This is a genomic window from Aquamicrobium sp., from assembly GCF_023954335.1.
GTDB lineage: Bacteria > Pseudomonadota > Alphaproteobacteria > Rhizobiales > Rhizobiaceae > Aerobium.
This window is the reverse complement of the sequence record NZ_JAMLIE010000001.1, coordinates 239,796-262,016: the sequence shown is the minus strand read 5'-3', so window position 1 is coordinate 262,016 and position 22,221 is coordinate 239,796. Positions and strand designations below refer to the sequence as shown.

The 22,221-nt window shown below is 67.0% G+C and carries 23 protein-coding genes; 12 read left to right on the top strand and 11 right to left on the bottom strand.

What is annotated here, in order from left to right; genetic code table 11:
- Window positions 1-230 precede the first annotated feature (230 nt).
- Window positions 231-1,190, top strand: coding sequence for a DUF1402 family protein (locus tag M9945_RS01335; protein ID WP_367943111.1), 960 nt, complete (start codon window positions 231-233; stop codon window positions 1,188-1,190).
- Window positions 1,191-1,218: 28 nt separating this feature from the next.
- Here the strand turns inward: M9945_RS01335 and M9945_RS01330 are convergent, their stop codons facing one another.
- The 4 genes from M9945_RS01330 to M9945_RS01315 are packed head-to-tail and all read right to left on the bottom strand — an operon-like array spanning window position 1,219 to window position 3,955.
- A complete protein-coding gene (locus tag M9945_RS01330; RefSeq protein WP_367943110.1) occupies window positions 1,219-1,587 on the bottom strand; it encodes a helix-turn-helix domain-containing protein in 369 nt (122 codons plus the stop codon).
- Window positions 1,584-2,141: a Smr/MutS family protein gene (locus M9945_RS01325; RefSeq protein WP_367943109.1), complete on the bottom strand. Its 558-nt coding sequence runs from the start codon at window positions 2,139-2,141 to the stop codon at window positions 1,584-1,586. The genes M9945_RS01330 and M9945_RS01325 overlap by 4 nt, the downstream gene beginning before the upstream one ends.
- Window positions 2,138-3,241: a murein transglycosylase A gene (locus tag M9945_RS01320; RefSeq protein WP_367943108.1), complete on the bottom strand. Its 1,104-nt coding sequence runs from the start codon at window positions 3,239-3,241 to the stop codon at window positions 2,138-2,140. Before M9945_RS01320 ends, M9945_RS01325 begins: the two co-directional genes overlap by 4 nt.
- 15 nt (window positions 3,242-3,256) lie before the next feature.
- Window positions 3,257-3,955, bottom strand: coding sequence for a Tim44/TimA family putative adaptor protein (locus M9945_RS01315; RefSeq protein ID WP_367930397.1), 699 nt, complete (start codon window positions 3,953-3,955; stop codon window positions 3,257-3,259).
- Between the two features lie 163 nt (window positions 3,956-4,118).
- Between M9945_RS01315 and M9945_RS01310 the strand changes: the two genes are divergently transcribed.
- Window positions 4,119-4,592: an FxsA family protein gene (locus M9945_RS01310; RefSeq protein ID WP_367943107.1), complete on the top strand. Its 474-nt coding sequence runs from the start codon at window positions 4,119-4,121 to the stop codon at window positions 4,590-4,592.
- Window positions 4,593-4,705: 113 nt separating this feature from the next.
- Entirely contained in the window at window positions 4,706-5,224 is a 519-nt protein-coding gene (gene secB, locus M9945_RS01305; RefSeq protein ID WP_367943106.1) for a protein-export chaperone SecB, read from the top strand.
- A 51-nt stretch (window positions 5,225-5,275) separates the two neighbouring features.
- Here secB and dnaQ read toward each other — a convergent pair whose 3' ends face one another.
- Genes dnaQ through M9945_RS01280 form a run of 5 tightly spaced genes read right to left on the bottom strand, consistent with a single transcriptional unit; the run spans window position 5,276 to window position 8,955 of the window.
- Window positions 5,276-6,013, bottom strand: a complete 738-nt coding sequence (gene dnaQ, locus M9945_RS01300) for a DNA polymerase III subunit epsilon (RefSeq protein ID WP_367943105.1) — start codon at window positions 6,011-6,013, stop codon at window positions 5,276-5,278.
- A 50-nt stretch (window positions 6,014-6,063) separates the two neighbouring features.
- A complete protein-coding gene (coaE, locus tag M9945_RS01295) occupies window positions 6,064-6,657 on the bottom strand; it encodes a dephospho-CoA kinase (RefSeq protein WP_367943104.1) in 594 nt (197 codons plus the stop codon).
- Complete coding sequence (locus tag M9945_RS01290) at window positions 6,654-7,499, bottom strand: shikimate dehydrogenase (protein WP_367943103.1); 846 nt, start codon at window positions 7,497-7,499, stop codon at window positions 6,654-6,656. The genes coaE and M9945_RS01290 overlap by 4 nt, the downstream gene beginning before the upstream one ends.
- Window positions 7,492-8,091 carry a Maf-like protein gene (locus tag M9945_RS01285; RefSeq protein WP_367930391.1) on the bottom strand — a complete coding sequence of 200 codons (600 nt, stop codon included), beginning with the start codon at window positions 8,089-8,091 and terminating at the stop codon, window positions 7,492-7,494. Before M9945_RS01285 ends, M9945_RS01290 begins: the two co-directional genes overlap by 8 nt.
- 42 nt (window positions 8,092-8,133) lie before the next feature.
- Complete coding sequence (locus tag M9945_RS01280) at window positions 8,134-8,955, bottom strand: pyruvate, water dikinase regulatory protein (RefSeq protein ID WP_367930390.1); 822 nt, start codon at window positions 8,953-8,955, stop codon at window positions 8,134-8,136.
- Window positions 8,956-9,375: 420 nt separating this feature from the next.
- Between M9945_RS01280 and hemE the strand changes: the two genes are divergently transcribed.
- The 3 genes from hemE (at window position 9,376) to rho (ending at window position 12,387) form a co-directional block, all read left to right on the top strand.
- A complete protein-coding gene (hemE, locus tag M9945_RS01275) occupies window positions 9,376-10,416 on the top strand; it encodes a uroporphyrinogen decarboxylase (protein WP_367943102.1) in 1,041 nt (346 codons plus the stop codon).
- Window positions 10,413-10,937: a protoporphyrinogen oxidase HemJ gene (gene hemJ, locus M9945_RS01270; RefSeq protein WP_367943101.1), complete on the top strand. Its 525-nt coding sequence runs from the start codon at window positions 10,413-10,415 to the stop codon at window positions 10,935-10,937. The genes hemE and hemJ overlap by 4 nt, the downstream gene beginning before the upstream one ends.
- A 184-nt stretch (window positions 10,938-11,121) precedes the next feature.
- Window positions 11,122-12,387, top strand: a complete 1,266-nt coding sequence (rho, locus tag M9945_RS01265; RefSeq protein WP_367930387.1) for a transcription termination factor Rho — start codon at window positions 11,122-11,124, stop codon at window positions 12,385-12,387.
- 3 nt (window positions 12,388-12,390) lie between these two features.
- Here the strand turns inward: rho and M9945_RS01260 are convergent, their stop codons facing one another.
- Window positions 12,391-14,421 carry a thioredoxin domain-containing protein gene (locus M9945_RS01260; protein ID WP_367943100.1) on the bottom strand — a complete coding sequence of 677 codons (2,031 nt, stop codon included), beginning with the start codon at window positions 14,419-14,421 and terminating at the stop codon, window positions 12,391-12,393.
- Window positions 14,422-14,459: 38 nt separating this feature from the next.
- On the opposite strand from M9945_RS01260, the gene mnmE reads away from it, so the two are divergent.
- From mnmE to M9945_RS01235, 5 genes are all read left to right on the top strand, one after another.
- Window positions 14,460-15,785, top strand: coding sequence for a tRNA uridine-5-carboxymethylaminomethyl(34) synthesis GTPase MnmE (gene mnmE / locus M9945_RS01255; RefSeq protein WP_367943099.1), 1,326 nt, complete (start codon window positions 14,460-14,462; stop codon window positions 15,783-15,785).
- A gap of 142 nt (window positions 15,786-15,927) precedes the next feature.
- On the top strand, window positions 15,928-17,799 hold the full coding sequence (gene mnmG, locus M9945_RS01250) for a tRNA uridine-5-carboxymethylaminomethyl(34) synthesis enzyme MnmG (protein ID WP_367943098.1): 1,872 nt from the start codon (window positions 15,928-15,930) through the stop codon (window positions 17,797-17,799).
- A gap of 1 nt (window position 17,800) precedes the next feature.
- Entirely contained in the window at window positions 17,801-18,445 is a 645-nt protein-coding gene (rsmG, locus tag M9945_RS01245; RefSeq protein ID WP_367943097.1) for a 16S rRNA (guanine(527)-N(7))-methyltransferase RsmG, read from the top strand.
- A gap of 22 nt (window positions 18,446-18,467) precedes the next feature.
- On the top strand, window positions 18,468-19,265 hold the full coding sequence (locus tag M9945_RS01240) for a ParA family protein (RefSeq protein WP_367943096.1): 798 nt from the start codon (window positions 18,468-18,470) through the stop codon (window positions 19,263-19,265).
- Window positions 19,266-19,311: 46 nt separating this feature from the next.
- Complete coding sequence (locus M9945_RS01235; protein WP_367943095.1) at window positions 19,312-20,196, top strand: ParB/RepB/Spo0J family partition protein; 885 nt, start codon at window positions 19,312-19,314, stop codon at window positions 20,194-20,196.
- 198 nt (window positions 20,197-20,394) lie between these two features.
- On the opposite strand, the gene holA is transcribed toward M9945_RS01235, so the two are convergent.
- Window positions 20,395-21,435 carry a DNA polymerase III subunit delta gene (gene holA / locus M9945_RS01230; RefSeq protein ID WP_367943094.1) on the bottom strand — a complete coding sequence of 347 codons (1,041 nt, stop codon included), beginning with the start codon at window positions 21,433-21,435 and terminating at the stop codon, window positions 20,395-20,397.
- A gap of 201 nt (window positions 21,436-21,636) precedes the next feature.
- Between holA and M9945_RS01225 the strand changes: the two genes are divergently transcribed.
- Window positions 21,637-22,044 carry a hypothetical protein gene (locus tag M9945_RS01225; protein WP_367943093.1) on the top strand — a complete coding sequence of 136 codons (408 nt, stop codon included), beginning with the start codon at window positions 21,637-21,639 and terminating at the stop codon, window positions 22,042-22,044.
- Window positions 22,045-22,221: the final 177 nt, after the last annotated feature.

Sequence of the window (22,221 nt, the reverse complement as noted above, 5' to 3'; positions counted from 1 at the left end):
TTTCACAGTTTCACGGAAACGGTGGAACGATCTATCTCCCTGTTTTTCGCAATTCCGGACGCAAAGCCGCTTCGCACTTTTGCTGGAATTGCTCTAAGGAGCGACATAAAGGCAACGGTCGGCGGGCCGGCGGACGGGTTCTGACACGCAAGTGAACGTGCATGTCTCGACTTGGGCTCCGGCTCCTCTTATCTTGCCCGTCCCGTCCGACTGATCTTCGGAAAGCCCAAATGACGTTTGCGACCCGGCTGTTTGCATTCTTGTGCATCGCGGCGACGGCCCTTCCCGCGGGCGCCGCGACCCTCGTTCCGCCCGGAAACCGCGCCGCCACGCAGCCGGACGTGCCCGCCGCCTCGTCGATCCGCACCAGCGCGCTGAAATCGACCTACGAGGTCAAGTACCGCAAGGTCTTCGCCCTTCTGAAGAACGACAAGGCGCTGCGCGACAAGATCGTCTCGACCTCGGCCAGGTACGGCGTCGACCCGATGCACATGGTCGGCGCCATCGTCGGCGAGCACACCTACAATGTCGACGCCTACGACCGGCTCCAGACCTACTACATCAAGGCCGTCTCCTACCTCCAGTCGGACTTCAGCTTCGCCCATGGCGGCGAGACGATCGGCGAGTTCATCCAGCGGCCGCAGTTTTCCGCCTGCGACGGCAAGGGCGGCAGCTACGAGCAGTGGTCGTGCCGCGAGGCGGTGTGGGACAAGGAGTTCCGCGGCAAGACGGTGGACGGCAAGACATTCCCCAACAACCGCTTCAGCGCCGTGTTCTTCCAGCCCTTCTACGCCGGGCAGACCTTCGGCATCGGCCAGCTCAACCCGCTGACCGCCTTGCAGATGAGCGACATCGTGGCCAAGGTCTCGGGCCTGCCGAAGCTCAACCACAACGACCCGCAGCAGGTCTACCAGACCATCATGGACCCCGACCTGACGCTGGCCTATGTCGCGGCGACGATCAGGAAATCCATCGACGCCTATCGCGACATCGCTGGCTTCGACATCTCGCAGAACCCCGGCGTGACGGCGACACTCTACAATGTCGGCAACCCGGAAGCGCGCGCCCGGGCGCTGAAGGCGGAAAACCGCAAGCTGGCCGCCGCCGGAAAGCCTCCCCGCCTGCCGCAGGAGAACTATTACGGCTGGTTCGTCAACGACAAGCTGGACGAGCTGAAGACGCTGTTCTGACGCGCGGAAGCGCCACCCGATCCACAGGTCAGCGGCCCTGCCGGTCCATCGCGTCCAGCCGGGCGAGCAGCTCCTCGACATCGCCTTCCGCCAGCCGGCCGATGCGCTCGGCCAAGCGGTTGGCGAGCAGCGTCGCCGCCGCCGACAGCCCGGCCGTGTCGACGGTGACGCGCGGATGCGACAGCGCCGCGAGACGCTCCAGCTCCTCGGCATCGTCCCAGATGACGTTGAAATAGCCGACGATCTTCTGGATCAGCGGCCAGCTCGGCATGCCGCGCCTGCCATGCTCGAGCGCCGACAGATAGGCGGCGCTGACGCCGAGCGCCGCGGCCATCTCCTTTTGGGAGACGCCTTTTCTCGCGCGCATCCGGCGCATCCGCTCGCCGAAGGGAGTCATATGCCGTCCCTGCGGCGCAGCCGCACATAGAGCGCGCCCGCGCCGCCATGGCGCGAGGCGGCCGGCTCGTGCGCGCTGACCAGCGCCCTGAAGGGCGGGGTCGCCAGCCAGCCGGGCACGGCACGGCGCAGCACGCCCTCGCTACCGAGGGAGGCACCCTTACCGGTGACGACGAGCACGTGGCGGCGCCCGTCCGCATAGGCCCGGTGCAGGAAGGAAAGGAGCAGTGCATGCGCCTCGCTCTGCGTCAGGTCGTGAAGATCGACCTTCCCCTCGATGGCGAGGCGCCCCTTGGCGAGCCGGGCGCGCGTCGGCCGGTCGATGCCGTGGGCGGGCGGCGGGGCCTGCCGCACCGGCGTGTAGGACGGCATCGGCGGTTTCGGCCTCTTCTCCGGCTTCACCGGGGGCGGCGGGTCGAGCAGGACGGAAAAGTCCTCGGCTTCCGGCTCGTCGTGACCGGCCGACTTGCCCGGCATCGGCGTCACCGATTTCGCGACCCGGCCCCACAGGATGCGGTCCTCATGCGTCAGCTTCCTGTCGCGGCCGCCGCTCATGCCATGGCTTCCGCATCGACGAGAGGACGGGGCAGCAGCGCGAAGAAGCGGGCCGGATGGCGCACCACGCCGGCGATCTCGCCCGCGGCATCGCCGGACCCGGCGAAGAGGTCGCCGCGCGCCGGGCCGACGATGGCCGAGCCGGTATCCTGTGCCACCATCAGGCGCCGGAACGGCGTGCCGCCGAAGGCGGTGAGCGACGGCGCGTCGATGAAGAAGGGCGTGGCGAAGGTGTGGAGCAGCCGGTCGACGGCCAGCGAGCGGCCGGCGGTCAGCGGCACCTTGGCCGCCGCGACCGGCCCGAGCGCGGGATCGCAGACCCCGGCCTCGCGGAAGAAGATGTAGGAGCGGTTGCGGTGCAGGATCTCGTCGATCCGCCCGGGGTTCTCCCGGAACCAGGCTCGGATCGACTGCATCGTCACGTCCTCTCGCCGGATCTCGCCGATTTCCGCCAGCACCCGGCCCGGCCCGGTGAAGGGGTGGCCGGACTTGGCGGCATAGGTGACGCGCCGGACCGACCCGTCCGGAAAGACGAGGCGCGCCGCGCCCTGGACATGGATGAAGAAGGCGTCGACCCTGTCCGCGAGCCACGCCAGCGGCCGCGCCCGCGCGCCGAGCGCCCCGCCTTCGATGGCGGCGCGGTCAAAATATTCGGCAACGCCGCCCGGCGTCCCGCGCCCGAAGGCGAAGGCCGGATCGAGGCCGGCGGGGCGGTTGTCGTCGTCCACCTTCACCAGATCGTCGGGGACGGCGAGAAGCGGCACCGTGAAACGGGCGGTGCGAACCGGCGAGGCCTCGACCTCAGGCTCGTAGAAGCCGGTGACGAAACCTTTCTCATCCCCGTCCGGAGCGACGATGAACGGCCGGAAATGGCGCTCGAAGAAGGCGCGGCCGCCGCTGGCTCGCGGGGCGCGTTCCGCCGCCTCGAAGGCTGCGCCGAACGCATCGGCATTCACCCCGAGGGAGCCGGTGCGGTAGGGCGTTTCCAGCCCGTAGCGCGCGCTGCGGCGGAAGGCGGCGAACGCCGCGTCATGATCGTCCCGCGCCCAGCCCGGAATGTCGCCGAACGATACGGCGCGGAAAAGCGGGGCGAGGGGCATGGCGCAACGAAACGTTCAGTCGTCGGCTTCGGTCGCGACCAGCTTCCAGTTCGGATCGCGGGAGCGGGTGTCGCGAGCGAAGGTCCACACGTCCTTGACCTCGGCGACGGTTTCGGGGTCGCCGTCGATCACCTCGCCGGCCGCGTTGCGGGTGGCGGAGACGAGCTGGCTGACGACGCGCAGCGTGACATGCGCCTCCGTGCCCTTCATCTCGGCATGGGCGATCTCGGCCTTGTCGATGCCGACGAAGGAGGACTGCACCTTCTCCGACCGGCTCTCGCGCTCGGAGATCGCGGCGACGAAGCCGTCATAGACCTCGCGCGACAGAAGGTTCTTCAGCGTGCGGCGGTCGCCGTCGGCATAGGCCATGACGATCATCTCGTAGGCCATCCGTGCCCCTTCGACGAAGGTCTTCGGCTCGAAGGACGGATCGGCGTCGCGGATCGCGCGCATGCCGCGGTTCAGCGCGGTGCCCGGCTTGGCAGCGGCGTCGATGGCGGCGTAGGCGTTTTCCGCCTCCTCGCCCTTGCGGCGCGGCAGCGACACCACGTTCTCGCCCTGCGCGGCCTCGTCCTTGGCTTCGACGCGGCGCGAATAGGGATCGAAGGGCGGCCGCTCGTTGCCGGTGCGCCGGCCCAGAACGTTGCGCAGCTGGACGAAGATCACGATTGCCGCGACCAGAAAGAAAATCGTGCCGAAGTCGAAAAATTCCATCGTTTCCGCCAAATCCCTGTCATCCGACGTACGCTTCGCTTCGTCGGCGGTTCTTTTGCATATAGAACGCATCCGGCCATCATTCAAATCAAAGCGACGGCACCCTATCTGGAATGGGCGAATGCCAACCCGACCGCTCCCTCGACCAGCCGGAAACGCCATCTTGCCGCTCCTTCCCCTCCTTCTCATCGCCCTGCCGCTCATCGAGATCGCCGGCTTCGCCTTCGTCGGCAGCCTGATCGGGGTGCTGCCGACCGTGGCGCTCGTCATCGCCACCACCATCCTCGGCGCGGCGCTGCTGCGGATCCAGGGCATCGGCGTCGTCGGCCGCATCCGCGCGGCGATGGAAACCGGCGCTCCCGTGGATCACGAGCTGGTGCACGGGCTGATGATCGCCATCGCCGGCCTGCTGCTCGTCATTCCCGGCTTCTTCACCGACATATTCGGCCTCGCCCTGTTCATTCCGCCGCTGCGCGAGCTGGTGTGGCGCTTCCTGAAAAGCCGCATCGTCGTCGTCGGTGCGGCAAGCGCCGGCTTCCGCCCCCGCGGGCCGCGGACCATCGACCTCGACAGCGACGATTTTTCCCGCCGCGACGAGAGCGACCGGCGGCGGTTGCCGCCCGACGACGGGGCCTGAAACCCGCGTCGAGGCGAAGGCGAGGCCGCGCTTGTCAGGCCGGGCGCACCATGCTAGCCAACCCGGCGATCTGATCCCGGCCAATTCTGGCTGAAACAGGAGGATTTCGGCCGATGGCCAAGCAACCCGAAGACAAGACCAACGCGCCGGCCGGCGCAGCCGCGACCGGCAATGGCAACGGCACGCCGCCCGCCCTCAACGTGCTGGCGCAATATGTGAAGGACCTGTCCTTCGAAAGCCCTGGCGCGCCCAACTCGCTGCGCGCGCGCGACAAGGCGCCCGGCATCAACATCACCGTCAACGTCAACGCCAATCCGCTGTCGCAGACGGAATACGACGTGACGCTGACGCTCGCCGCCAAGGCGACGGCCGAGAACGACGTGCTGTTCAACGTCGAGCTGATCTATGGAGGCGTCTTCCGCGTCGCCGGCTTCCCGCAGGAGCACATGCTGCCGCTGCTGTTCATCGAGTGCCCGCGGCTGCTGTTCCCGTTCGCGCGCCAGATCATCGCCGATTCGACCCGCAACGGCGGCTTCCCGCCGCTGATGATCGACCCGATCGACTTCGCGCAGATGTTCCAGCAGCGCATGGCCGAGGAACAGGCGAAGGCCAAGGTCGCCCAGCCGAGCTGAGCCTCCGGTTTTCCGTAAAGGATCAAGGCCCGGCCGCCGCGCCGGACCTTTTCACATCTGCGCCTGCTCGTCGGCCGCATTCCGGTAGGCCGGATCGACCTCGCGCCAGATCGCGGCGTCGCCGAGCCCGGCGACAAGGCGGGCATGGGCCTCGAGCTCGATCCGGCTGACGCGTGGACCGAGCGGCCTTTCGCGCTGGCGCGCGGTGGCTGGCCCCGCCTCCGCCTCGCCCACGGCAGTGACGATCTCGACCTGGACGTCGAGGCTGAACGCCGCCTGCCGGCCGCCGATCAGCTCGATATAGACTTCCGCCAGAAGCTCGGAGTCGAGCAGCGCGCCGTGCTTGGTGCGATGGCTGTTGTCGATGCCGTAGCGGCGGCACAGCGCGTCGAGCGAATTCGGGCCCATCGGGTGCTTGCGCCGGGCGATGGCCAGCGTGTCGACCACCCGCGCCGGATCGACCCTGGGCAGGCCGAGCCGGGCGAACTCGGCATCGAGGAAGCCGATATCGAAATTGGCGTTGTGCGCCACCAGCATGGCATCGCCGAGAAAGGCCTGAAGCTTCTCGACCAAGTCCGGAAAGGTCGGCTTGTCGGCCAGATCGGCGTCGGAAATGCCATGGACCGCCTGCGCGTCGGGATGGACCGGCCGCCCCTGCGGGTTGATGTAGAAATGGATGGTCTGGCCGGTGGGGAAGCGGTTGACCAGCTCGACCCCGCCGAACTCGATGATCCGGTCCTCACGGGCGTCGAGGCCCGTGGTTTCGGTATCGAAGATGATCTCGCGCATGATTCGGCTCCTATCCCAGCATGGCCCACCGCCGGGCGCCGGGGCAAGGCTCAGCCGCCGCTTTTCCCCGCCAGTTCGGCGATCAGGCTTCTCACCGCCTGCCGCGCCGCGTCCATGCCGGCGCCGGTGTCGATGACGTAGTCGGCAGCATTGCGCTTCTCGGCATCTGGCACCTGGCGGGCGAGGATGGCGGCGAACTTCTCCTCGGTCATGCCGGGACGCGCCAGCACGCGCTCGCGCTGGACCTCGGCGGGAGCGGTGACGACGACGATCCTGTCGACGCGTTCGCGTCCGCCGGTCTCGAACAGCAGCGGGATGTCGAGCACGACGAGCGGCGCGCCCGCTTCGCGATGACGGGCAAGGAAGCTTTCCGAATCGGCCCTGACCAGCGGATGGACGATTCTTTCCAGATCGCGCAGCGCGTCCGGATTGCCGAGCACCGCCTTGCCGAGCCGCTCGCGGTCGACCGTGCCGTCGACGACCGTGCCGGGAAAGCGCGCCTCGATCAGCGGCGCGGCGATGCCGGAATAGAGCCGGTGGACGGCCTCGTCGGAATCGTGGACGGGAACGCCCTCCTCGAGAAACATGCGCGCCGTGGTCGACTTGCCCATGCCGATGGAGCCGGTGAGGCCGAGAACGATCATTTATGCGCCTCCAGATCGGCGACGATGCGGGCGCGCAGGGCCGGCGTCACCTCGGGGCGGGTGCCGAACCAGCGCTCGAAGCCCGGCGCGGCCTGATGCAGCAACATGCCGAGGCCGTCGACCGTGCGCAGGCCCCTGCCGCGCGCGGCCGCCAGCAGCGGAGTCTCCAGCGGCACGTAGACGATGTCGGCGACGATGGCGCCGTCCGGCAGCAGCGAGACATCGACAGGCGATCCGCCCGCGCCGCCCATGCCGAGCGAGGTGGTGTTGACGAGGATGTCCGCGTCAGCGGCCAGCGCGCCGGCGGCCTCCCAGCCATGGGCGGAAATCCCGGCACCGAAGCGGTCGGCCAGCTCGCGCGCCCGCGACAGCGTGCGGTTGACCACGCGAATGTCGCCGAAGCCGGCCTCGTTCAGCGCGAACAGGACGGCCCGCGCCGCGCCGCCCGCGCCGAGGACGAGCGCCGTGCGGCCCTTTTTCCAGTGCGGCGCCTCGGCGTCGAGATTGGCGGCGAAGCCATAGGCGTCGGTGTTGCCGGCGACGAGCCGCCCCTCCTCCAGCCACAGCGTGTTGGCGGCGCCGATCAGCTCGGCCGCCTCGTCCAGCCTGTCGGCGGCGCGATGGGCCGCCTCCTTGTGCGGGATGGTGACGTTGCCGCCGGCGAAGCCGGAGCGCGGCAGCTCGGCGAGGAAGCGGCCGATCGAATCCGGATGAACGTCGATCCGCTCGTAGCTTCCGGGAATGCCGAGCGTCTCCAGCCAGTAGCCATGGATCAGCGGCGAGCGCGAATGGGCGATCGGGTGGCCGACGACGAAGGCTTTGGCAATGCCGCGATCAGCCATCAATGGCTCCGAGGGCGCGCAACTCATGAAGGAGCGGCAGCAGGGGCAGGCCGACGATGGTGAAATGATCGCCCTCGACGGCCTCGAAAAGCTGGATGCCCTCGCCCTCGATCTGGTAGGCGCCGACGCTCGACAGCGCCTTGTCGCCGACCCGCGACAGATGGCGGCCGACGAAGCCGGGGTCGAGCGTGCGCATGGTCAGCCGCGCCACGCCGACATGGCGCCACAGCACCGCGCCGTCGCGGGCCAGGACGACGGCGCTGTTCAGCTCGTGGGTCTTGCCCGAAAGCAGGAGGAGGCGCCGGCGCGCGGCTTCCATGTCGGCCGGCTTGTGCAGCACCTCGTCGCCGAGGGACAGCGTCTGGTCGGCGCCGATGACAAGGCGGCCGGGCATCCGCTCGGACACTTCGAGCGCCTTGGCCTCGGCGAGGATCGCCGCGAGCTCCTGCGGGGTGACGCCCGAGCCTTCGACCGCAGCCTCGACGGCGCGCTCGTCGATTTGCGCCGGCATGGCCTCGACGCCGACGCCGGCATTTTCCAGCATCGTCCTGCGGAAAGGGCTGCCGGAGGCGAGCACGACGATTTCAGGCATGGCATCCTCCTCGGGTGGTGGTTCGGGTGCTGGGGCGGCGGATTAGCGCGGCTTGCCGCGCAAGGCAACGATGGCCGCGGCCGTTTCCTCGATCGAGCGGCGGCTGACGTCGATGACCGGCCAGCCGTGGCGGGCGCAGATCTGGCGGGCATGGACCAGCTCCTGGGCGATGACGCCGCGGTCGACATAACTTTGCCCGTCATAGCCGACGGAGGTGCCGAGGATGCGGTTCTGCCGGACATGCGAGATCCGCTCCGCGGTGGCGACGAGGCCGACGATCAACGGCTTTTCAGCCTCGACCACGCTTTGCGGGATCGGCACGCCGTGGACGATGGGCACGTTGGCGGTCTTGATGCCGCGATTGGCGAGGTAGAAGCTGGTCGGCGTCTTGGAGGTGCGCGAGATGCCGATCAGGATCACGTCGGCCTCGCTGATGCTGTCGAGCATCTGGCCGTCGTCGTGGTCCATGGTGAAGTTGAGCGCGTCGATGCGGCGGAAGTAATCGGCGTCGAGCACGTGCTGCGCACCGACCCGGCGACCGGCCGGCTGGCCGAGATAGGACTGGAACACGGTCAGCACCGGCTCGAGCACCGACACGCAAGGCAGGCCCATCGCGGCGCAACGCTCGTCGATCAGGCCGGCGAGCGTCTTGTCGATGACGGTGTAGAGGACGATGCCGGGGGCCTCGTCGATCTCCTCCAGCACCTTCAGGAGCTGCTTTTCCGTCCGCACCAGCGGGTAGATATGCTCGATGGCGCGCGCGTCCTTGTACTGGGCGGAGACGGCGCGGCCGGCCGCGAGCAGCGTTTCGCCGGTCGCGTCGGAGATGAGATGCAGATGGAAGAAACGCTGCTGCTTGTTCACGGAAGGAGCTTGTTCACAGAAAGGAAGGGGGCCTGTTGGCGACTGTGGAAAGCGGGAACGGATCACGGCCCGCGACGACGGCGACTGTATCAGACCCCCGCTTGTCCACAATCGACCCTGCCGCGGAAAATTTCCGCCGCTTGTGGAGGAAAACGCGCAGAACCGGATTCGTCACGACGTCATCCACAGGCACTGCCGAACGGGATTCTCGGCAAGCTACTGTTTTACATAGAGTAAATCGCGATCTCCCCGATTGTCTCCTTTCCCGGGAGCGTTCACCTGCGGCCCTTTGCCTGTTGAGTTGGGGCGGGCGAACGAGGACAAGTGGAAATTGCCGATTCCAACAGAGTCGTAGAATCAGAAGATTCCTTTAATAGACTCTTCTTTGATTTAGGGGATCGAGCCCGGAGAAGGTGAAGCATGGCTGAAAGACGCATCGTCCTCGACGTCCTGAAAGGCGAAACCGTCTTTCCGCCCCCGATCTGGATGATGCGGCAGGCGGGCCGCTATCTCTCCGAATACAGGGCGACACGGGCCGAGGCGGGCAGCTTTCTCGACCTGTGCTACAATCCCGACTTCGCCGTCGAGGTCACGCTCCAGCCGATCCGCCGCTTCGGCTTCGACGCGTCGATCCTGTTCTCGGACATCCTCGTCGTTCCGCATGCGCTCGGCCGCGATTTGCGCTTCGAGGAAGGACGTGGCCCACTGATGACGCCGCTCGCGGCGAACGAGGTGGCGCGGCTTTCCGATATCGACCCTTCGTCGTTTCACGTGAATCTGGAGCCGGTCTACGAGACGGTGCGGCGGCTGCGGGCGCAATTGCCGGGCGAGACGACGCTGCTCGGCTTCTGCGGCGCGCCGTGGACGGTCGCGACCTACATGATCGCCGGGCACGGCACGCCCGACCAGGCGCCGGCGCGGCTGTTCGCCTTTTCCCACCGCGAGGAGATGGCGACGCTTCTCGCCATTCTCGCCGAGCGCTCGGCCGACTATCTGATCCGCCAGATCGAGGCCGGCGCAGACGCGGTCCAGATCTTCGATTCCTGGGCCGGGGTGCTCGACGAGGATCTGTTCGAGCTGTGCTGCATCGAGCCGGTGAGACGCATGGTCAAGCGGGTGCGGACCGTCTTTCCCGAGACGCCGATCATCGGCTTTCCGCGCGGGGCCGGCGGGCTCTACGACAGCTATCGCCAGAAAACGGGCGTCACCGCGCTCGGGCTCGACTGGAGCGTGCCGTTCGCGCAGGCGAAGCGCCTGCAAGCCGAGGGCGCGGTGCAGGGCAATCTCGACCCGCTGCGGCTGCAAGCCGGCGGCGCGGCGCTCGAGGATGGTGTCGCTGCGATCCTGCGCGCGCTGGCGGACGGGCCGTTCATCTTCAATCTCGGCCATGGCGTGACGCCGCAGACGCCGGTCGCCCATGTCGAGAAGATGGTGGCGCTGGTCAGGGAGGCCAAGCAATGACGGAAGACACCGCGCGCAAGGCGGCGATTCGGGCGGTCGTCGCCATCGGGCTGACGGCGGCTCTGGCCGCGCTGCTGTTCTGGGTCGATCCGGCGCCCTACTATGACTGGATCAAAGCGCTGCATGTCATCGCCGTCATCGCCTGGATGGCGGGGATGCTCTATCTGCCGCGGCTGTTCGTTTATCACGCCGAGGCCGAGATCGGCTCGGACACGTCGGAAACCTTCAAGGTGATGGAGCGCCGGCTGCTGCGGGCGATCATCAACCCGGCGATGCTGGTCGTCTGGATCCTCGGCCTATGGCTGGCGTGGGAGGGCTTCGGCTTCTCCGGCGGCTGGCTGCACGCCAAGATCGCGGCGGTATTCGTGCTGTCCGGCATTCACGGCTATCTGTCGGGCGCCGTGCGCAAGTTCGCCGAGGACCGCAACACCAAGCCGTCGCGTCACTGGCGAATCGTCAACGAGATACCGACGGTGCTGATGATCGTCATCGTCATCCTGGTGGTGGTGAAGCCGTTCTGACGCGCGGCTTTCGGGCGCATCCGGCGTCCTCGTCAAATCCCGGCTTGCGATCGTCGAGCATCGGGGTTAAGAGTCGTTTCCTTCCTCCTCGCATGGCGTCATCTATCTCTGCCTCCGGCAGACCTTCCACGCAGACGATGTCGCCGCGCGCCTTCACAGTCTTTGCCATCCCAGAGTCCGCACGATGCAGGAAATGAAACTTCAGGAACTGAAGAGCAAGGGTCCGACCGAGCTGATCGCCTTCGCCGAATCGCTCGAGGTCGAGAATGCCAGCGTGATGCGCAAGCAGGAGCTGATGTTCGCGATCCTGAAGAAGCTCGCGGCGCAGGACATCGAGATCATCGGCGAGGGCGTGGTCGAGGTGCTGCAGGACGGCTTCGGCTTCTTGCGCTCGGCCAACGCCAACTACCTGCCGGGCCCGGACGACATCTACATCTCGCCGTCGCAGCTCCGCCGTTTCTCGCTGAAGACCGGCGACACGGTCGAGGGGCCGATCCGCAGCCCGAAGGAGGGGGAGCGCTATTTCGCCCTGCTCAAGGTCAACACCATCAATTTCGACGATCCGGAGAAGATCCGGCACAAGATCCACTTCGACAATCTGACGCCGCTCTATCCCAACGAGCGGCTGCGGATGGAGACGGACAACCCGACGGGCAAGGATCTGTCGGCGCGGGTTATCGATCTTGTCGCGCCGCTCGGCAAGGGCCAGCGCGGGCTGATCGTCGCGCCGCCGCGCACCGGCAAGACGGTGCTGCTCCAGAACATTGCCCATTCCATCGCCACCAACCACCCGGAAGCCTATCTCATCGTCCTGCTGATCGACGAGCGGCCCGAGGAGGTCACCGACATGCAGCGCTCGGTGAAGGGCGAGGTCGTGTCCTCGACCTTCGACGAGCCGGCTGTGCGCCACGTCCAGGTGGCGGAGATGGTCATCGAGAAGGCCAAGCGCCTGGTCGAGCACGGCCGCGACGTCGTCATCCTGCTCGATTCGATCACCCGCCTCGGCCGCGCCTACAACACGGTGGTGCCGTCCTCCGGCAAGGTGCTGACCGGCGGCGTCGACGCCAACGCGCTCCAGCGCCCGAAGCGGTTCTTCGGCGCGGCGCGCAACATCGAGGAAGGCGGCTCCCTGACGATCATCGCCACCGCCCTGATCGACACCGGCAGCCGCATGGACGAGGTGATCTTCGAGGAGTTCAAGGGCACCGGCAACTCGGAGATCGTGCTCGACCGCAAGGTGGCCGACAAGCGCATCTTCCCGGCGATGGATATCCTGAAGTCCGGCACCCGCAAGGAAGACCTGCTCGTCCAGCGCCAGGACCTGCAGAAGATCTTCGTGCTGCGGCGCATCCTCGCCCCGATGGGCACCACGGATGCTATCGAGTTCCTCATCGACAAGCTGAAGCAGACCAAGACCAATTCGGACTTCTTCGATTCGATGAACACCTGAGCGTCAGCGCTCGGATCGCAGCAGCGTTTCCAGTTCTCCGGCCTTGCGCGCGGGCGGCAGGCAGCGCTGCCCGATGCAGAGGAACGCACCTGCCTGGGCCGTGTCGATGACCGCGCCGTCCGGCAGGACGATCTCGCTGCCGGGCCCTGTCGGGGCAAGGACGATGTCCGTCCGCGAGCCATCCGGATAACGATTCGCAGCCGAAACGAAGCCGGTGTTTTCAGGCCCCGCGATGATCAGCTTTTTCGGCCGATGCGCGATGGCCGCGGCATGGATGATGCCGGCGCGCCCGAAACGCTGGTCCGCGGTCCTGCCGAGCGCGGCGTCCGCGGCGTTTACCGCCCGTCGATGGAGCGCGTCGTCACCAGTGAGCAGTGCAAGCCGCGTCATGGCAAGGATGATCCGCGCCGTCGCCGAAGGCACGGCGTCGTCGCTGTCGCCACGGATGCGGATGAGCACGTCGGCGGTGTCGGACGCGGTGAAGTAGTGTCCGGTCCCCTCATCGTCGCCGTGCCAGTCGTCCAGCGCCTGCATCCAGCGCCGCGCCCTGGCGATGTAGGGCGCGGGGTCCGCCACGGCTTCTGCCAGCGACACCGCGGCCTCGATCATGGCGGCGTAATCGGCCGACATGCAGGGAAACAACCTCTCGGCTCCGAGAATAGAGTGCGGCAGGCGCCCGTCCCGCTCCGATTCGGCGACGAAACGAAATGCCGATTCCGCCGTCTCGATCCAGTCTTTCCGGGAAAACTGCCGCCCGGCGCGGGCAAGCACGGCGATCGTCGTTCCATTCCAGTCGACGAGAACCTTGTCGTCGCGCCCCGGCCGGATGCGGTGGCCGCGGGCATCGAGCAGCCGTCGTTTCATGGCCTGTATGTCCGGACCGGTATCGGCCGGGCCGCAATCGGGGTTCGACCGGCGGTGGAGAACAGGATCGCCTTCCCATTCGGCCGGCTGTGCCAGCTCGTAAGCCGCGAGAAACCGGCTGGCATCGGCCTTTCCCAATACGTTGCCGATCTCGTCCTCGGTCCAGAGGTAAAAACGTCCCTCCTCACCCTCGCTGTCGGCATCGAGGCTCGATGCGAAGCCGCCGCCTTCGGTCTGCATCTCGCGCTCGAGCCAGCCCACGGTCTCCTCGATTCGGTAGCGAAACAGTTCGTCTCCCGTCTCGGCATAGGCCCAGCCGACGAGATCGATCAGCTGGGCATTGTCGTAGAGCATCTTCTCGAAATGCGGCACCAGCCATGTCGCGTCGGTCGAATAGCGGCACAGCCCGCCGCCGATGTGATCGTAAATCCCGCCGGCGAGCATCTTGCGCAGGCTGTCGATCATGGCGTCGCGATGGGTGGCCACCCCACCCTGTTGCCAGCTCAGGCGCAGGACGTTCATCAGAGGCGCGTTAGGAAACTTCGGCGCGCCGCGTATGCCGCCGTCGCGCGCGTCGATCAGCGAATGCACGGCTCCGGCATAACTTTCCTGAATGATGATCGGGTCGGCTGCCTCTCCGCTGCGTCTCGACGCGAGCTGGGCATCGATATGGCCGGTCAGCGCGGCGGCGGAGTCTTCGAGTTCGGCCCGCTTGTTGCGCCATGTCGCTGCGACGGCTTCGAGGACGTCGGTAAAGCCCGGCCGGCCATAGCGTGCCTCCTTCGGGAAATAGGTTCCGCCCCAGAACGGCCGGCCTTCCGGCGTCAGGAACATAGTCAGCGGCCAGCCGCCCTGCTCGCCCATGGCGTTGAGCGCTGCCATGTAGATCTGGTCTATATCCGGCCTTTCCTCGCGATCGACCTTGATGTTGACGAACAGGCGGTTCATGACCTCGGCGACGCCCTCGTCCTCGAAGCTTTCATGGGCCATGACGTGACACCAGTGGCAGGCGGCATAGCCGACGGAAAGCAGGATCGGGCGCTGAAGGGCGGCGGCCTCGGCCAGGGCAGCCGAAGACCACGGCCGCCAGTGGACAGGGTTGGCGGCATGCTGGCGCAGATAAGGGCTCGCGGCGTCGGCGAGAAGATTTGCGGAAGGAAGCGCGGTCATGGATCACCCTGCTTTCGGTTTAAACTAGGGCGGCGGCCATGAACGGGCAACCTGTGTTCAGGGATACGATCTTCGCGCTGTCGTCGGGCGGCCTTCCCTCAGGCGTCGCGGTCGTTCGTCTTTCGGGGCCTCATGTTCGCGAGGCGCTGCAACTGGTTGCCGGAAGGGTGCCGGCGGCCCGGCGCGCGACGCTTCTTTCCCTGCGTGATGGTGATGGCGGCCTGCTCGACGAGGGGCTGGTGCTGTTCTTTCCCGCGCCCGCCAGCTTCTCGGGTGAGGATTGTGCCGAGTTCCAGATTCATGGCGGGCGGGCCGTCGTTGCCGCACTGCTGCGCCGGCTGGGGGAAATGCCGGGTCTGCGCCAGGCGGAAGCCGGGGAATTCACCCACAGGGCCTTTTTGAACGGCAAGGTCGACGTGACCGGCGCGGAAGCGCTGGCCGATCTGATCGGTGCCGAAACGGAAGCGCAGCGCCGGCTGGCGGTGGAGAACGCGCAGGGAGGCCAGCGCGATCTCTATGCGGCATGGCGGCAGCGGCTCCTGCACGCCCGGGCGATGATCGAGGCGGAGTTCGATTTTGCCGACGAGGCCGATGTGCCGGGCTCGGTGTCGGAACGGGAGGTCGCGAACCTCGCCCGCCTGCGACAGGACATCCTCGCCCATGTCGAGGGCTTTCGCGCGGCGGAAATCGTCCGGGACGGCTTCCGGGTCGTGCTGGTCGGCGCGCCGAACGCCGGCAAGTCGAGCCTGCTCAACGCTCTCGCCCGGCGCGAGGTGGCCATCGTCACCGAGATCGCCGGAACGACCCGTGATCTCGTTGAGACGAGTCTCGATATCGACGGCATGAAGATTGTGATCACCGACACGGCCGGCCTGCGCGAAACCGACGACGTGGTCGAGCGCATCGGGGTGCGGAAAGCGGTGGAGGCCGCCGACCGGGCCGATCTGGTTCTTCATCTGGCCGATCCTGCAGACGTGGAAGCAGGTTTCGACAAGGGGACATGGGCCGCGCCGGTTCTGCCGGTGGCGACGAAATGCGATCTCACGACGCCGGGGCCCGGAAGCTTCGCCCTTGCCGTTTCGACGGTGACTGGCGAAGGATTGCCGGAATTGACAGGGGAAATCGCAAGGAGGGCGCGCGCTGCGACGGGCAAGACCGGACAGGTGATCCCGACCCGATTGCGGCAGGTGCGTCTACTGGAAGCGACGGCGCAACATATCGGCAATGCGTTGAATCGCACGGAACTGGAACTCAGGGCGGAGCATTTGCGTCTTGCGGGAGAATCACTCGGCAGGATCACCGGCGCGAGCGACGTAGAGGAGCTGCTTGGCGTGATCTTCTCCGAGTTCTGCATCGGCAAGTGACTCACGTGAAACACCCGAATCGGCGGAGCAAACGGATTCACGTGAAACACAGCAATAAGTCGAGATTCTCGTTTCACGTGAAACAGACTTGACTCGGACGGCCGCGCCGGACATTCCGGCAGGCTTGAATTGGAATGGTTCGATGAGCAAGAATTACGATGTCATCGTCATCGGCGGCGGGCATGCCGGCTGCGAGGCTGCGGCGGCCGCGGCCCGAGCGGGCGCCGCGACCGCGCTGGTGACGATGAAGCGCGAGACCATCGGCGTCATGTCGTGCAATCCCGCCATCGGTGGCTTGGGCAAGGGCCATCTGGTGCGCGAGATCGATGCTCTCGACGGCCTGATGGGGCGGATCGCCGACGCGGCCGGCATCCAGTTTCGCCTGCTCAATCGCCGCAAGGGTCCGGCGGTGCGCGGCCCGCGGACGCAGGCCGACCGCAAGCTCTATCGTCAGGCCATGCAGGCGGCAATCGCGGCCCAGGCGGGACTTGATGTCATCGAGGGCGAGGTTTTCGATTTATTGATTGAAAACAATTGGATCGCCGGTGTCATCCTTGCCGATGGCCGGCGTTACCGCTGCGGCGCCGTGGTCCTGACCACCGGAACGTTCCTGCGCGGGCTGATCCATATCGGCGAGGAGCGCTTTCCGGCCGGCCGCATGAACGAGGCCGCGACGATGGGCCTGTCGGCGACGATGACCGGTCTCGGCTTCGCGCTCGGCCGTCTCAAGACCGGCACACCGCCGCGGCTCGACGGGCGTACCATCGACTGGGCTTCGCTCGACTGCCAGCTGGCCGATGATGTGCCGGTGCCGTTCTCGCTGATGACGGATCGGATCGCCAATCCGCAGATTGCCTGCGGCGTGACGCGCACGACCGCGGCGTCGCACGAGATCATCCGCGCCAATCTCGGCCGCTCGGCGGTCTATTCCGGCGCTATCGAGGGGACGGGACCTCGCTATTGCCCGTCGATCGAGGACAAGATCGTCAAGTTCGGCGACCGCGACGGACATCAGATATTCCTGGAGCCCGAAGGGCTGGACGACGATACCGTTTATCCGAACGGGATTTCCACGTCATTGCCGCGCGAGGTCCAGACGGCGCTGGTGGCGTCGATTCCCGGCCTAGAACAAGCACGCATCCTCCAGCCCGGCTACGCCATCGAGTACGATCATATCGACCCGCGCGAGCTCGATCATTCGCTCGAGACCCGGCGGGTTTCCGGCCTGTTCCTCGCCGGACAGATCAACGGCACGACGGGCTATGAGGAGGCGGCTGCGCAAGGCCTCGTCGCCGGCCTCAACGCGGCGCGCAAGGTTGCCGGCCTCGAACCCGCGCGTTTTGGCCGCGGCGATGCCTATATCGGCGTCCTGATCGACGATCTGGTCAATCGGGGCGTCAGCGAGCCCTACCGCATGTTCACGTCGCGGGCCGAGTTCCGCCTGTCGCTGCGGGCGGACAACGCCGACGAGCGCCTGACCCCGCAGGGCATCGCGCTCGGTCTGGTCGGGCAGGCGCGCATCGATCGCTTTCGTGCCCGGGAGCGAGACTTCGCCGCGGCGCGCGACCTGTTCAGGTCGCTGTCGGTAACGCCCAACGAGGCGGCGCGGTTCGGTCTCGCGCTGAACCGCGATGGACAGCGGCGCACGGCTTACGATCTGCTGTCCTATGCGGATATCGGCGTCGAGCGGCTACGGGCGATATGGCCGCAGCTCGGCGGCGTGTCAGAAGCGACGCTCGAGCGGCTGGAGACCGAAGCACGTTATTCCGTCTATCTCGACCGCCAGCAAGCGGATGTCGCGGTACTGAAGCGAGAGGAAGCACGGACGATCCCCGCCGATCTCGAATTTGCCGACATTCCCGGATTGTCCAATGAATTGAAGCACAAGCTGGCCATGCGCCGGCCTTCCTCGCTGGCGGAAGCCGGGCGAATCGACGGGATGACGCCGGCAGCGCTGGCGATCATTCTCGCCCGGATCCAGAATCACGAACGACGTATGCCGGGCGCGGCGTGAGATGGACAGGCTGACCGAACTCCGTAACGTCGCCGGAATGGTTTCACGTGAAACGCTGGCGCGACTCGACTTCTTTGAGGCAGAGTTCCGCAAATGGTCGGCGCGAATCAATCTTGCCGCGCCGTCGACACTGGAGGCGTTGTGGAGCCGGCATATCCTCGATAGCGCCCAGCTTTTTGCCCTCAAGCCGAGCGTCCTGACCTGGCTCGATCTCGGCTCGGGCGGCGGATTTCCGGGCGCGATCATAGCGATTCTCCTCGTCGAGCGAGAGGGCGGAAAGATCGAGCTGGTCGAAAGCAACAACAAGAAGGCCGCGTTCCTGAAATCCATCCTCGGGACGGTGAATGCGCCTGCGCGCGTGCATATCAGCCGGATCGAGGATGCTTATAAGCGCGTCGAAATGCCGGAGATCGTCACCGCGCGGGCCTTGGCACCCTTGCCGCGGCTGCTCGATCTCGCCGAGCCGTGGCTGGCGCGCGGCGCGACCGCGCTTTTTCACAAAGGCCGGGATTACGCGGCCGAGGTGACGGAAAGCCGTGACGCGTGGCGCTTCGATCTGATAGAACACGCAAGCAAGATCGATCCGGCAGGCCGCATCCTCGAAGTGTCGGGGCTGGCCAGAAAGCCGGCTGATCGCTCCGATTGACTCTCTCGGCAGGCCGGCTCTCATGATCCCGCGGACCCGCATCATCACCATCGCCAATCAGAAAGGCGGCGTCGGCAAGACGACCACGGCGATCAACCTCGCCACCGCCCTCGCCGCCATCGGCGAGAAGGTGCTGATCGTCGATCTCGACCCGCAGGGTAACGCCAGCACCGGCCTCGGCATCGACCGGCAGGACCGCAAGGTATCGTCCTACGATCTTCTGACCGGCGAGGCGAGCGTCGGTGAGGCGGCGATGGCGACCGCGGTGCCCGGGCTTTTCGTGATTCCCTCGACGCTCGACCTGCTCGGCATCGAGATGGAGATCGCCTCGGCGCTGGACCGGGTGCTGCGCCTGCGCAATGCCCTGCGGCAGTCGGTGGCCGATGGCGGCAGTTTCGGCTATGTGCTGATCGATTGCCCGCCCTCGCTCAATCTGCTGACGCTCAATTCGATGGCGGCGGCGGATTCGGTGCTGGTGCCGCTGCAATGCGAGTTCTTCGCGCTCGAAGGCCTCAGCCAGCTTCTCCAGACGGTCGAGCAGGTGCGCAACTCGATCAATCCCGACCTCACCATCCAGGGCATCGTGCTGACGATGTTCGACGGCCGCAACAACCTCGCCAACCAGGTGGTCGAGGACGTGCGCGCGCATATGGGCGATGCGGTCTACGAGACGGTGATTCCGCGCAACGTGCGGGTGTCGGAAGCGCCGTCCTACGGCAAGCCGGCGATCCTATACGACCTCAAATGCACCGGCAGCCAGGCCTATCTCCAGCTCGCGTCGGAGGTGATCCGGCGCGAACGTCGCCTGCGCGCGGCCTGAGCGATCCGATGGATCGATACGAAGACGAAACGATGCGGATGGTTTGATGAGCGACGATCCTTCCAGAAAACGCCTCGGCCGCGGCCTTGCCGCCCTGATCGGGGAGATGGACAAGCCGGTACCGGCGACTGCGGCGTCGCGGATCGGCGCCGACGGTAGGGTGCCGATCGAGTTCGTCGGCCCCAATCCGCGCAATCCCCGCCGCCATTTCGCCGAGGCGGATCTGGTCGATCTCGCCCAGTCGATCCGCGAGCACGGCATCGTTCAGCCGGTCGTGGTGCGCCCTGCCGGCCCCGCAGGCAGTGGGCGCTACGAGATCATCGCCGGCGAGCGGCGCTGGCGGGCGGCGCAGCGCGCCGGCCTGACCGAGCTGCCGGTGATCATCCGCGACGTCGACGACCGGGTGGCGCTGGAGCTGGCGATCATCGAGAACGTCCAGCGCGCCGATTTGAATCCCGTCGAGGAAGCGCAGGGATATCAACAGCTTATCGATGAGCACAACTACACGCAGGCCGATCTCGGCCAGGTGATCGGCAAGAGCCGCAGCCATGTCGCCAACACGCTGCGGCTGCTGAAGCTGCCCGATTCGATCCGCGGCATGCTGGTCGACGGCTCGCTCTCGGCGGGGCATGCGCGCACGCTGGTCACGGCCGAGGACCCGGCGGCGCTGGCGCGGCGCATCGTCGAGGAGGGGCTGTCGGTGCGGCAGGCCGAGGCGCTGGCGCAGGAGCCGGCGCGACCGCTGGCCGGGGCCACGCGCAGCAGCGCCCCGGCGCAGAAGGATGCCGACACGCTGGCGCTGGAAAAGGCGCTGTCCGACGCCACCGGCCTCAAGGTGACGATCTCGCACGGCCAGAAGGGCGGCGAGCTGAAGATCGCCTACCGGACGCTGGAGCAGCTCGACGAGATCTGCCGCCGTCTCGGTTCCTGATCATAATATCAGTCGGTTAGCACGATCCTGAGATGGATCGCTCGTTTTGGGACGGGAGTGGGACGTCGCCTCCCCTTCCCGTTTACGACGCGAGAGATCGCTTCAGTACAATGCTGAAGCGGTTTGGCGCGGGTGTCGGTGCAGGGCGAAAGTCCAAGTGCGTGAGGCCCTCAAACCAGACACGACGCGCTCCCGCGTCTAGCGTCCGCCTCGGGCCGATTCGACCAGCAGCGCGATCAGCGCCTGCCGGGCGGTGGCGGCCGCGAGGTCGGCGCGCTGCCGGGTGAGCAGCACGGTGGCCTGAAGCCGCTCCAGCGCCCGGGCGATGGCGGGGGCGCGCCAGCGCGGGGGCGCGGCCTCGACCAGCCGGCGGCGGGTGAAGAACACGGGCGGCCGGGCCGAGGCGACGACCGCGGCGGCCGGCTTGGCATCGGTATCCATCTCGGCGCGCATGAGCTGGAGAAGCTGGAACTGCCGCATGGCGGCGGCGAGCACCAGGAACGGGTGGGTTCCCGCCGAGACCAGCCGGGTGAAGCTGGCGTCGAACGCCTTGCCGTTGCCGGAAAGCACCGCGTCGACGGCATCGTCGATGCCGAGCCCGGAGACGTCGCCGGTCATCGTCCGAACGTCCTCCAGCCGGATTTCGCTGCCGCCGCGGCAATAGAGCGCCAGCTTCTCGACCTCACTGCGGCTGGCGAGGCGGTCGCCGCCGAGGCTGGCGCGCAGCGCCTGCCGCGCCTCCAGCCCGATCGACAGGCCCTCCCGGCCGAGGATCTCGTCGATCACCGCGTCGATGGCCTTGCCCTCGTCGACATAGCAGGGCAGCGCCATGGCCGCCGCGCCGTTCTCCACCGTGCTCCTGAGTGCCGCGCCCTTCTTCAGGTCGCCGGCCTCGATGAGCACGACGCTGTCGCGCGGCGGCGCGGCCACCAGCGCCTTCACGTCCTCGGCAAGCTGCTTCTGGCTCCCCGCCCCCTTCACCCAGATCAGCCGGCGCGCCGAGAACATCGGCACGGTCGCCGCCTCGTCGAGCAGACGGCCGGGCGCGGCCTCGAGTTCGGACGCCTCGAGGCGGATCGACGAGAACGGGTCGTCGGCGGCGAGGCCGGTCTTCGCGACGAAGGCCTTGGCCCGCTCGGCGACGAGGCCGCGGTCCGGCCCGTAGATCAGCACGATGCCGATGCCGGGGTCGGGGTTGCGCAGCCAGGAATCGACTTCATGGGCTTTCTTCTGCGCCATCGGCTCGAATTCCAATCCTTCGTCGAAATATGGATAACATATTGTTATCGCTGAATTTATAGCGAAAGAAGCGTCTCGCGTCCCGGCCGTTTCTAGCACAGGAACGCGCCTGTGGCAGCCCGCTTCGGCCGTAACGGCGGAACCGCAGGGCATCGTTTGGCGTTTTCCGGGCAAGTTTCACGCATGTTACGGAGAAAGAAGATGGCAGAGCCTACCAACAACGATCCCCGTCCCGATCCGCGTTATACGGACCCGGTTTACGACGACAGGCTGCATGCGCGCCCCTCGCATGCCGACCCGGCGCTCGATCCCGCCGTCCAGCGGGTGAACGACCCGCTCATGGCCGAGCGGCCGATGGCCACCAGCGGCCGCAGCGGACTGGTCGCCGCCGGCGTCATCGCGGTGCTGCTGGTCATCGCCGTCATCGCCTTCAGTTCCGGCACGACGACCGATCCGGGCACGACCGCGGTGATCCCTGACCAGACGCAGGAGACCGCGCCGGCGCCGACCGCTCCCGGCGTGACGCCCGTCGAGCCGGCTGCTCCCGCTGCTCCCGAGGCGGCCCCCGCCCAGCCGATGGAGCCGGCAACGCCTCCGGCCAATCAGTAATCGGGGCCAGTAGTCGGCGCCAGTAATCGAGGCATGTCGCCTGAATCCGGTTTGCGGGTTCGGGCGACAGGCCAACGGCGCAGGCCCCGCGTGGCGGGCGGCCTATGAAGGACGCATCGCGGCGTGAGGGTACGGCGCTCCGTACGAAACAGAAAAGGGCAGGCTTATGCCTGCCCT

Coding starts and splice junctions, on each gene's coding strand:
- mnmE (WP_367943099.1), top strand. CDS start 14,460: ATGAACGGGCAACCTGTGTTCAGGGATACGATCTTCGCGCTGTCGTCG.
- M9945_RS01285 (WP_367930391.1), bottom strand. CDS start 8,091: ATGCCTGAAATCGTCGTGCTCGCCTCCGGCAGCCCTTTCCGCAGGACG.
- M9945_RS01235 (WP_367943095.1), top strand. CDS start 19,312: ATGAGCGACGATCCTTCCAGAAAACGCCTCGGCCGCGGCCTTGCCGCC.
- rho (WP_367930387.1), top strand. CDS start 11,122: ATGCAGGAAATGAAACTTCAGGAACTGAAGAGCAAGGGTCCGACCGAG.
- M9945_RS01325 (WP_367943109.1), bottom strand. CDS start 2,141: ATGAGCGGCGGCCGCGACAGGAAGCTGACGCATGAGGACCGCATCCTG.
- hemE (WP_367943102.1), top strand. CDS start 9,376: ATGGCTGAAAGACGCATCGTCCTCGACGTCCTGAAAGGCGAAACCGTC.
- M9945_RS01320 (WP_367943108.1), bottom strand. CDS start 3,241: ATGCCCCTCGCCCCGCTTTTCCGCGCCGTATCGTTCGGCGACATTCCG.
- mnmG (WP_367943098.1), top strand. CDS start 15,928: ATGAGCAAGAATTACGATGTCATCGTCATCGGCGGCGGGCATGCCGGC.
- M9945_RS01315 (WP_367930397.1), bottom strand. CDS start 3,955: ATGGAATTTTTCGACTTCGGCACGATTTTCTTTCTGGTCGCGGCAATC.
- M9945_RS01260 (WP_367943100.1), bottom strand. CDS start 14,421: ATGACCGCGCTTCCTTCCGCAAATCTTCTCGCCGACGCCGCGAGCCCT.
- M9945_RS01240 (WP_367943096.1), top strand. CDS start 18,468: ATGATCCCGCGGACCCGCATCATCACCATCGCCAATCAGAAAGGCGGC.
- holA (WP_367943094.1), bottom strand. CDS start 21,435: ATGGCGCAGAAGAAAGCCCATGAAGTCGATTCCTGGCTGCGCAACCCC.
- hemJ (WP_367943101.1), top strand. CDS start 10,413: ATGACGGAAGACACCGCGCGCAAGGCGGCGATTCGGGCGGTCGTCGCC.
- secB (WP_367943106.1), top strand. CDS start 4,706: ATGGCCAAGCAACCCGAAGACAAGACCAACGCGCCGGCCGGCGCAGCC.
- dnaQ (WP_367943105.1), bottom strand. CDS start 6,013: ATGCGCGAGATCATCTTCGATACCGAAACCACGGGCCTCGACGCCCGT.
- M9945_RS01330 (WP_367943110.1), bottom strand. CDS start 1,587: ATGACTCCCTTCGGCGAGCGGATGCGCCGGATGCGCGCGAGAAAAGGC.
- M9945_RS01335 (WP_367943111.1), top strand. CDS start 231: ATGACGTTTGCGACCCGGCTGTTTGCATTCTTGTGCATCGCGGCGACG.
- M9945_RS01225 (WP_367943093.1), top strand. CDS start 21,637: ATGGCAGAGCCTACCAACAACGATCCCCGTCCCGATCCGCGTTATACG.
- rsmG (WP_367943097.1), top strand. CDS start 17,801: ATGGACAGGCTGACCGAACTCCGTAACGTCGCCGGAATGGTTTCACGT.
- coaE (WP_367943104.1), bottom strand. CDS start 6,657: ATGATCGTTCTCGGCCTCACCGGCTCCATCGGCATGGGCAAGTCGACC.
- M9945_RS01290 (WP_367943103.1), bottom strand. CDS start 7,499: ATGGCTGATCGCGGCATTGCCAAAGCCTTCGTCGTCGGCCACCCGATC.